The following is a 295-nucleotide window of genomic DNA, read 5'->3' as shown; positions in this document are numbered from 1 at the left end:
GATCGCCATTGCACTCACCCCACCAGAAATATAACCCGCGATCGCACTCGCAGTCACCGCCACCGTTAACACCTTTGTCAGACTCATCACCCAAGCCAGACGCTTAGTCACCGCAAAAATCACCCCAAAAGCCACGGCTGATGCAAACAGGATCGCTCCTGCAAACCCCGCTAACACCCCCGCAATGGCTAAAGTACCGAGCAACGTGACAACATTCGCCAGTCCAGATATCACCCCGATAATAATCCCGACAATCGCAATTTCAATCGTATCGATAAACGCTCCCCAACCCCGT

Annotated in this window: 1 protein-coding gene; it reads right to left on the bottom strand. The window is 52.9% G+C overall.

Annotation, left to right across the window (positions count from 1 at the left end):
- Positions 1-295 (bottom strand): hypothetical protein (locus M595_RS31490; RefSeq protein ID WP_023070084.1); only part of this gene is annotated, 295 nt, incomplete at both ends.

The organism is Lyngbya aestuarii BL J, from assembly GCF_000478195.2.
Taxonomy (GTDB): Bacteria; Cyanobacteriota; Cyanobacteriia; order Cyanobacteriales; family Microcoleaceae; genus Capilliphycus; species Capilliphycus aestuarii.
This window is presented reverse-complemented; position numbering and strand designations above follow the sequence as displayed.